Raw genomic sequence first — 9,656 nt, 5'->3', positions numbered from 1 at the left:
GTGTGTGCAAATATGCGAAAGCTAATTCATATATGTTTTGGTGTAATAAAAAACCAGGAAGCGTTTAAGCTCCAAGAAAGTTAAATACGGCCTTGAAGCTTAAAATGAGAGATGGTATCTACAAAACAGACACAAACCTACACCTTGGCGGTAAACGCAGAGCTTGCTCGCGTGAAAAGCGCAGCTTTTAATTACTTAAAATAAAAACACAGTAATAAATAAGTGTAAATATATGTGTATTTTAATAGCTCACTAAGTGAGCTCTTCGAGCTCTGTAATAAGCGCTAGGGCTTGCGCGTTTGTTGACCCGCACACATCAAACGTGGCGCTAAAATCGCTACACACTTTAGGCCGACTTTCATCACCAAATAACTTACATAAATTACGTTCGTCTAGCTGAATACAGCGCTCTCCGGCTTTTTTACCATTTGGCATACCTGGAATAGGCGAACTAATACTTGGCGCAATACAACATGCGCCGCAGCCTAGCCTGCAATTCATCGATTCGGTTTTCATAATTTCCTCTGAATAAAAAACACTTACTTTAATTTCTTTTTAGGAACTTAATTAGTCGCATAGCGAGTTGTAACACACATATGTAATGCTTTGTTACATCTTAAAACAGCTTGTAAACACTTTATTGCGTATTATTGCTCTGTCACCACCAATTATGAAGGAATGCCTTGTGGCTACTACAAAACAAATAATACTCCCAATCGCTGTTTTAGCAGGCGGCATTGCGCTAGCTATAGCCTTTAAGATGATGAAACAGCCACCTGAAGAAAAGCCAGAGCAAGATTTACGTCCTTTAGTAGCAACACAAAGCGTACTTTTAGATTCTATAACGCTCGATGTTAAATCGTACGGCATTGTTAAACCCAAGTATCGTACCGAGCTAATAGCACAAGTTAGCGGGCAAGTTATTTCGGTATCGGATCAATTTGTTGAAGGCGCGTTTGTAAAGCAAGGCGATATTTTAGCACGAATTGATGCAAATGATTACGAGGCAGACTTTATTGAAGCACAAGCAGGTTTAGCACAAGCAAGCTCAGCACTTGAAATAGAACGCGCGCAAGCACATGTCGCTCAAGCTGAGTGGGAGCGCATTAAGTCAGACTCAAGCGACGCTATTGCATCAGAACTTTATTTACGAAAACCACAGCTGGCAGAAAAATTAGCGCGTTACCGCTCTGCTCAAGCAAGTGTTAAGCGTGCTAGCCGCAATCTTGAGCGTACTTATATTAAAGCCCCTTATGATGCCATTATTAATGAGCGCACAATTAGCTTGGGTTCAGTAGTAAACCCAGGTAATAGTTTTGGTGCATTGAGTGCAACCTCAGTTGCAGAGGTACGTTTACCGGTTGCCGATCAAGAACTGCAATATTTAAAAAATGGTGGCGTAGGCTCAAATGTTACATTTAACGCAGAATACGCAGGTAAACAAACAATGTGGCAAGCCAAAGTAATTCGCACCGAAGGTGTGGTTGATCAAACAAGCCGCATGAGCTATTTGGTAGCACAACTTGCAACACCTTATGGCGATAAAACACGCCCTCTTCGTTTTGGTTCGTACATTAACGCTACCATTGAAGGTCGCCCGCTTGATAACGCAATTATTGTTGCGCACCATTTAGTTAAAGATAATAAAATTGTAATTTTAAATGACGATTTAACATTGTCGTTTAAAACCCTCAATATTATACGCGAACAAAACGGCATGATTATAGCCAGCCAAGGGTTAAACAATGGCGAGCAAATTGTTACCTCAGCGCTTGAATACCCAACTGAAGGTATGGCAGTAAAAATTGAAGATATTGCGCCTGATAAAACTGATGTAACTCAACTTGCGCTGAAAGAGGAATAATCATGAACACTCGTGAAACAGGGTTAATAGCATGGTTTGCCCGAAATCCCGTTGCAGCCAACCTACTAATGATATTTATATTAGTGGGCGGTATTTTAATGGCGATGACCATTCGCAAACAAATGTTCCCACAGTTTGAAAGCAACTGGATAAGCGTACAAGCAGTTTACCCAGGTGCAGCCCCGCAAGAGGTTGAAGAAGGCATAACCATAAAAGTTGAAGAAAACCTCGAAGGTATTGAAGGCATTAAACGCCTAATTACTTACTCTAACCGTGGTTTTTCACAAGCCTGGATTGAAATAGAAGAGCAATACAATCCACAAGAAGTACTTGATGAAATTAAAGTACAAGTTGATTCAATAAACACCTTTCCTGCGGGGATGGAGCGCCCTGTTGTGCGCCGCGATAAGTTTGAGCAAGAGGTAATGATACTCGCGCTTTACGGCGACATGAGTAATTACCAGTTAAAAGAGCTTGGCAACGATATAAAAGACGAGCTACAAGCACTGCCTCACGTGAATCTTGTTAATTTTAACGGCGGCTTAGAATACGAAATTGGTATAGAAGTCAGCCCCGATAAACTGCGCGAATATGGCTTAACATTTAGAGATATTGCAGGCGCGGTGCAAAACTTTTCGGCAAATATGTCGGCGGGACAAATACGCTCTGAAAATGGTTATATTTCGATGCGTGTTGAAAAACAAGCCTACCGTGGTTTTGAGTTTGAAAAACTGCCACTTATTACCCTTGCTGATGGCGCACAAATTTATTTAGGCGATGTTGCAACTATTAATGATGGCTTTGAAGAAGGTCTACAATATTCAAAATACAATGGTAAGAATTCACTCTCGTTTGAAGTAAACGCATCAAAAGATCAAGACATTACCGATGTAGCAAAAGTACTTAAAAGCTACATGGCAACTAAAGAGCCACTTTTACCTGCAGGCGTTAAGCTCTCTCCTATTGTTGATTTAACTTACTACCTTGAAGGTCGACTCGATATGATGGTCGATAACATGATTTGGGGTGGCTTGTTAGTAATGATAGTGCTGGCACTATTTTTACCGCTACGCTTAGCATTTTGGGTAATGATGGGCTTACCGGTGTCTTTTCTGGGCGCCTTTTTGTTTATGCCTATTGGCTTTTTAGATGTAACAATTAACCTAGCCTCTCTTTTTGCCTTTATACTTGTACTCGGGATTGTTGTTGATGACGCCATAGTTGTGGGCGAGTCAGCCAGTGCCGAAATAGAAAAATACGGCCACACACTTGATAACGTAGTACGCGGTGTTAAACGTGTTGCGATGCCAGCAACCTTTGGTGTATTAACTACCATTGCGGCATTTTTACCGCAAACAATGGCAACAGGCCCTGGCGCTGCTTTTTCTAAGGCCATTGGTGGCGTGATTATTTTATGTTTGATTTTTTCACTCATTGAATCAAAACTAATTTTACCTGCGCATATTGCAGCAATGAACCCGCGTAAACCAAATCCTAAAAATCTATTACATCGCTTACGTATGGTGATTGATAGTGGTTTAAAAGGCTTTGTGAATAACTACTACCTTCCTTTTGTTGGCCGCTGTATTCACTACCGCTATACCGTAATTGTTGGCTTTATGTGTTTGCTTATTGTAAGCGCAGGTATGTTTGCAGGTGGTTTAGTTAAGTTTGTACCAAACCCTAAAATACCGCACGACTTTCCACGTATTGATATAGAGATGAACCTTGCTTCATCTGAGCAAGCAACACTTGAAACTGCACGTAAAATAGAAAGCGTGTTATTAAAGGTCGATCAGCAACTACAAGAGCAATACGGTAAACCGATGATCCGCGATTTATCGGTAAGCCTTCGCGGACGAACTGAAGCAAATATTATGGCTATTTTGGTAGAGCCTGATTTACGCCCTATCGACACCTTTGCTCTAAGTGCATTATGGCGCGAGCAAATGCCCGCTTTACCGGGCATTAAAACCATGACCATTCAAGACAGTATAATGAATGGCGGTCGAGATGATGGCGACGTTAGCTTTAAACTTGAAGGCAAAAATGCTGACGAGCTAAAAGAAGTAGCAGGTAAATTAAAAGCTAAATTACAAACAATGGAAGGCGTTGGCGACGTAAACGATTCAATGCAAAGCGCTACCGACGAAGTACAACTTGATTTAAAACCACTCGCTTACAGCATGGGTTTAACGCTTGCTGATGTAGCGTCGCAAGTTAGCTTTAGTTACTACGGCTTAGAAGCGCAGCGAATATTGCGTGAAGGCGAAGAAATTAAAGTCATGATCCGCTATCCAGAAGACGAACGTAATTCAATAAGTGACATAGCAAGTGTGCGTATTATTACACCTACTGGCGCTGAAGTACCGCTAAGTGAGGTAGCCGAAGTTAAGCTGGTTGACGGTGTAAACCGTATTCGCCGCGAAAACTCTAAACGTACTGTAAACGTATGGGCTGCGGTAAATACCGACAAAGCCGAACCATTTGCGATTGCTGAGGAAATTCGTGACGAATACTTACCAACATTACTTAAAAGCTACCCTGGCGTTACAAGTGATGTAGCTGGGCGCATTCAAGAAGAGATGGATAGCGCTTCAGAACAGCTTCGTGACTTTGGTATATCAATGATGATTATATTTGCTTTATTAGCGATTCCACTTCGCTCTTACTCGCAGCCACTCATTATAATGTCGGTTATTCCATTTGGTGTAGTGGGCGCGATGTTTGGGCATATGATTTTAGGTATGACCATGAGTAGCTTATCGATGTTTGGCATTATTGCTGTAGCGGGTGTGGTCGTAAATGACTCCCTCGTTATGGTTGATTTTGTAAACAAAGCCCGCGCCGAAGGTGTTGCAATTAAAGATGCTGTAGTACAAGCCGGTGCTCGTCGCTTTAGAGCAATACTACTCACCTCAATCACTACCTTTATTGGTGTAATGCCAATTATTTTTGAAACGAGTTTACAAGCTAAAATTGTTATCCCAATGGCTGTATCACTTGCTTTTGGTGTGTTATTTGCCACAGTAATTACACTGATACTTATACCGTGCCAGTATGTTGCACTAGAAGATGCTAAACGATTAGTACGTAAAATGCGTGGCAAGCCACCACTATTAGATGCCCAACCAGCGCCTACAAATAGCTAAATTAAGTAACATCCCAACCAAAAAAGCTCGGCATATTATGCCGAGCTTTTTATTTTTAGCTTAAAAATAATATTCACCTATTTGCTAATACTGTCTCTACTACCCATTGTTTAACAAGCAGGGTTTATTAACAATCCTAATAATTGAGAGAAATATTGCTCGTTTTTTATCCCTAATACGTTATGGTATTTAAATAATAAATAGACATAATAAAGTTAAGGAACAGCCATGAATACATCCCCCTCTGATCACATTCCTCAAGAAGCCTTTGATTGGTATGACGAATACGCCCACGGTTTAATGGACCGACGTACTTTTATGAAAAAACTCGGTGGCCTTGCTGCACTTGGCTTTTCGATGGCTGTACTTACATCAGCATTATTACCTAATTACGCATTGGCTGAACAAGTGTCGTTTAATGACGACGATATTAAAGCAACGTACGAAGAATTCGATTCGCCAGATGGGCACGGTAAAGGCAAAGGTTACTTAGCAATCCCTAAAAACATAGAAGGCAAGCTTCCCGTTGTACTCGTGATACACGAAAACCGTGGTTTAAACCCGTACGTAAAGGATGTAGCAAGGCGTTTAGCTAAAGTGGGCTTTATTGCATTTGCACCCGACGCGCTTTTTCCACTGGGTGGCTACCCTGGTAATGATGATGAAGGACGCGCTATGCAAAAAACCATGGATCGCGCTAAAATTCAAAACGATTTTGTTGCCGCAGCGCACTTTTTAAAATCACATGCTAACAGTAACGGTAAATTAGGCGCTGTTGGTTTTTGTTTTGGCGGCTACATTGTTAATTATTTAGCGGCAGTAGATAGTGATTTAATCAGCGCAGGCGTGCCTTTTTACGGCACCCCAGCCAGTGAAAGTTTACGTAAAAATATTAAAGCGCCGCTAATGATTCAATTAGGCGAGCTGGATAAACGTGTAAACGCATCGTGGCCACAGTACGAACAAGATTTAAAAGCTAATAACGTTGAATACACTATGCATATGTATAAAGAGGCAAATCATGGTTTTCATAACGACTCTACAGGTCGATATGATAAAGACAATGCCGAGCTTGCATGGCAACGTACCGTTGAGTTTTTTAATAAAAAGCTAAGTTAGCTAATAAAAAATAATGCCACCAGCTCTAAGCCGGTGGCATTATTAAAAATACTTAGTTTTTTATCAACTTTAAATTTTTTTGCTACGCATAACTAATAACGACAACAAAACGAGTAAATAAATACTCAAAGAGCCACCGCTACTAGAGCCATCTTTATTTTCGACTTTTGCAATTTTTTCTTCTTTAACACGTGTTTTAAACCTTGCTAGTTCTGCATCTAAATTAGTACTCATATCACTAACCGCTAGATTAAAGCCCTCTGCCGACTTTTCAGATAACGTTTCATCAATACCTATTGCTGTTGTTCTTTTTTCAAGTTTACTTATACCTGGTGCTCTAAATAGCATTTTTCTGCTTTTAATATCAAAAACAGCTGTATCCACAAAGGTTTGAATTGTATTTTCATTACCTGGAATAACGTACATACCCACTATTGTCCAATAAAGTAAGGCTGCATTATTTTCATACGATTGCGTAACTTGATCATATGAAACCAGTGCCATTACATCTACATCGTAAAGCCTCCCGACTTGCTCGAGTGTTGCAAAACCTTCACCACCCTTTAAATAGGTGCTTGGTATAACTTCAATGCGGTCAATGTAATCATATTGTAGAAATGACTTTTTTACTTTTTCAAGTAATTCGACTTGGTTTTGGGTCTCTAACCCGTCTGGCTGCCAGTTTTTAGACGGTACAAATGCAATTCCGACGGTAACAGGGAGTTTTAAAACAGGTATTTCAGGTTTATAGGTAGAGCGGCTTTGTTGATCAGGATATAAGAAGTCCATTAAGCTACTAGATTGCGTATTTTTACCTGTATTGTTACTCACAAACGAACTACAAGAAGCAAGTAAGGTCGCCATAAAAATAATTATATATGTATTAAATTTCACATTTATTCCTTTTTGTTTTTAATTTAATTCAGTTACGTGCCAAAGCTCACCCGATGGTCCCCATAAGTAAATAACGCTACCCCAAGGTTCTTGTTTTATACCCTCAAAGCGGATATCAAAACCGTTTAGATTACTAATGAGTTCGTATGCTTCATCTATATTTAACACACAAAGTTGCAGCATTAAGTTTTCAGCAAACGTTTTATTATAATAACGCTGTAAAAAGAACGTACATTCGCCAAAGGTACACACACATAAATCATTTGAGGCATCTTCAATCTTAAATCCAAGCGCTTTATAAAAACACTGAGATTGTTCATAATTTTTACAGGGAATAAAAACTCTAATATCATCAACTTGCATAACTCTTCCTTAATTAGCTCAGTACGCTTTTATCAATAATTCCTTTATTGACCAACTGTTGCAGAATAGCTTGGGATTTTGCTCTGCATACATCACGTAGTAAACGCACCGCAGGGGTTATTGACTGCCTACTTGGGCAAATAAGCCAAAGTTCACCATTAACATGTTGATAATTTTGCATTACAGTAACCACCCTGTCATTGAGTAAATCATCGGCTATATCAAGGGCTGATTTTACAGCCAAGCCTTTACCAGCAACGCACCAGCGCCTTACTAAATCGCCATCGTTTGAGGCGCGCCTGCCATTCATTTTAACTTTATATTTTGACTCACCATCGGTGAATTCCCACGTATTATTTATAATATCCTGCAACTGATAAAACAAACCTTGATGCGACGCTAAATCATCGGGATGCATGGGAGCCCCGTTTTGTAAGAGATATTCGTCAGTTGCACATAACAAGCGCGGTACGTTACAAATTTTGAATCCATAAACGCTAGCATCATTAGGCGAGCCATAACGAAGCGCTATATCAACTGAGTCACGGTAAAAGTCGATATTACTATCACTTATATGCGTTCTTAAACTTAGCTTTGGATAAGTGTCCATGAGTTCATCAATCCATGGGATCACTAAGTTACGGCCTAAGTCAGATGAAAGGGCAACCCGCAACTCCCCTTCAATTTCGTCGTGCTCACCTTTTAGATTTTGCTTTGCAAGCTCAAGTACAGCTAAAGCCTGCTCACATTGTGGTATGTAGCGCTCCCCAGCAGCCGACAACCTTAAATGACGTGTTGTACGAACAAACAGCTCGCTACCAAGGGCTGCCTCAACACGTTTAATAGCAGCGCTTGCTGTGGCTGTACGCATATCTAACTTAGCAGCTGCGAGCGTAATACTTCTAAACTCAGCTACTTTTAAAATAAGTTTTAAATCTTCTATGTTCATATTATCTATTTATATTTGATAATGATTCAACAATTATGCGGTTTATCTATATTAAAGCAAGGTCTACTATATATCCATCAGCTAGCCAAAGCATGGCTTGCACCTTATATGTAAACAAATTAGGACACTTATTATGAAAGCCATTGGTTATAAAAAATCTCTTCCTGTTTCTAATCCTGAATCGTTAATTGATGTTGAATTACCACAGCCAGTTGCAACAGGTCGCGATTTATTAATTAAAGTTAAAGCTATTGCAGTTAACCCAGCAGATTACAAAGTGCGTGCATCTATGCCCCCTGCTGATGGTGAAGTAAAAGTTATTGGTTGGGATGCCGTTGGTGAAGTTGTTGCCACCGGCGATGCTGTAACGGCATTTAAACCTGGCGATGCTGTTTACTACGCAGGTGATATTACCCGCCCAGGTAGTAATGCAGAATTTCAATTAGTGGATGAGCGCATTGTAGGGTTCAAACCACAAAGCTTAAACGATGCTGAAGCTGCTGCATTACCCCTTACTGCAATAACAGCGTACGAATTATTATTTGAGCATTTAAACATTGTAAAACAAGCAGCTGATTCAACAACAAAATCAGACGAAGTTATTTTAGTAACAGGTGCCGCAGGCGGCGTTGGTTCTATTTTTATCCAGCTTGCTAAAGCGATTACTGGCGCAACTGTGATTGCCACTGCATCGCGTGAAAGCTCACAAGCATGGGTTAAAAAACTAGGCGCAGATTATGTTGTTGATCATACAAAACCATTACCCGCTCAAATTGATGCATTAAACATTGGCTCGGTAACACATGTAGCAAGTCTGCACAGTACTGATACTTATTTTGAAGCGTATACAGAGGTACTTGCACCCTTTGGTAAAATTGCAATGATTGACGATCCTGAGTCATTAGATGTTAGTAAATTAAAAATGAAGAGCTTATCGCTACATTGGGAATTTATGTTTGCCCGCTCAATGTTTAATGCCAAAGATTTAATTGAGCAAAGCAAGTTATTAAATCATGTCGCTGAGTTAATTGATCAGGGCCATATTCAAACAACGATTGGTAAAAATTTAGGCGTTATAAATGCGGCTAACCTGCGTATTGCACACGCAGAACTTGAAGAAGGTCGCTCTATTGGAAAAATAGTGTTGGAAGATTTTTAATTCCATAAATACTAAATACGCGCTGCCTGAATTAATTGAAGGCACCAATGTAATTGGTGTCTTCAGCCAATATTTCGGGGTGGCTATGGCTGTATTTATATTTATTAAAGAAACTATTACCTAATAATATTTGATAATGATTCAACCATATACCTG

8 protein-coding genes are annotated in these 9,656 nt (G+C 40.0%); 4 read left to right on the top strand and 4 right to left on the bottom strand.

Translation table 11 applies throughout. The annotated features are described in order from the left end of the window. Positions 1–252: 252 nt before the first annotated feature. On the bottom strand, positions 253–516 hold the full coding sequence (locus H5159_RS18570; protein WP_008134548.1) for a YkgJ family cysteine cluster protein: 264 nt from the start codon (positions 514–516) through the stop codon (positions 253–255). Between the two features lie 169 nt (positions 517–685). Between H5159_RS18570 and H5159_RS18565 the strand changes: the two genes are divergently transcribed. The 3 genes from H5159_RS18565 (at position 686) to H5159_RS18555 (ending at position 6,135) form a co-directional block, all read left to right on the top strand. Further along, a complete protein-coding gene (locus H5159_RS18565) occupies positions 686–1,864 on the top strand; it encodes an efflux RND transporter periplasmic adaptor subunit (protein WP_024597428.1) in 1,179 nt (392 codons plus the stop codon). Between the two features lie 2 nt (positions 1,865–1,866). Continuing rightward, positions 1,867–5,016, top strand: a complete 3,150-nt coding sequence (locus H5159_RS18560) for an efflux RND transporter permease subunit (protein ID WP_182780819.1) — start codon at positions 1,867–1,869, stop codon at positions 5,014–5,016. Between the two features lie 228 nt (positions 5,017–5,244). Beyond that, entirely contained in the window at positions 5,245–6,135 is an 891-nt protein-coding gene (locus H5159_RS18555) for a dienelactone hydrolase family protein (protein WP_182780818.1), read from the top strand. Between the two features lie 69 nt (positions 6,136–6,204). Here H5159_RS18555 and rhlP read toward each other — a convergent pair whose 3' ends face one another. Genes rhlP through H5159_RS18540 form a run of 3 tightly spaced genes read right to left on the bottom strand, consistent with a single transcriptional unit; the run spans position 6,205 to position 8,341 of the window. Next, positions 6,205–7,029: a rhombotarget lipoprotein gene (rhlP, locus tag H5159_RS18550; RefSeq protein ID WP_409072622.1), complete on the bottom strand. Its 825-nt coding sequence runs from the start codon at positions 7,027–7,029 to the stop codon at positions 6,205–6,207. Between the two features lie 18 nt (positions 7,030–7,047). Beyond that, a complete protein-coding gene (locus tag H5159_RS18545) occupies positions 7,048–7,392 on the bottom strand; it encodes a lactoylglutathione lyase (protein ID WP_138489301.1) in 345 nt (114 codons plus the stop codon). Between the two features lie 13 nt (positions 7,393–7,405). Then, positions 7,406–8,341, bottom strand: a complete 936-nt coding sequence (locus tag H5159_RS18540; protein ID WP_182780817.1) for a LysR family transcriptional regulator — start codon at positions 8,339–8,341, stop codon at positions 7,406–7,408. A gap of 133 nt (positions 8,342–8,474) precedes the next feature. On the opposite strand from H5159_RS18540, the gene H5159_RS18535 reads away from it, so the two are divergent. Then, positions 8,475–9,500, top strand: a complete 1,026-nt coding sequence (locus tag H5159_RS18535) for a zinc-binding alcohol dehydrogenase family protein (RefSeq protein WP_182780816.1) — start codon at positions 8,475–8,477, stop codon at positions 9,498–9,500. Positions 9,501–9,656: the final 156 nt, after the last annotated feature.

The sequence above is a fragment of the Pseudoalteromonas sp. SG43-1 genome, from assembly GCF_014164415.1.
GTDB lineage: Bacteria > Pseudomonadota > Gammaproteobacteria > Enterobacterales > Alteromonadaceae > Pseudoalteromonas > Pseudoalteromonas distincta.
The sequence above is the reverse complement of the archived record's forward strand: the minus strand, read 5'-3'. Positions and strand labels throughout refer to the sequence as shown.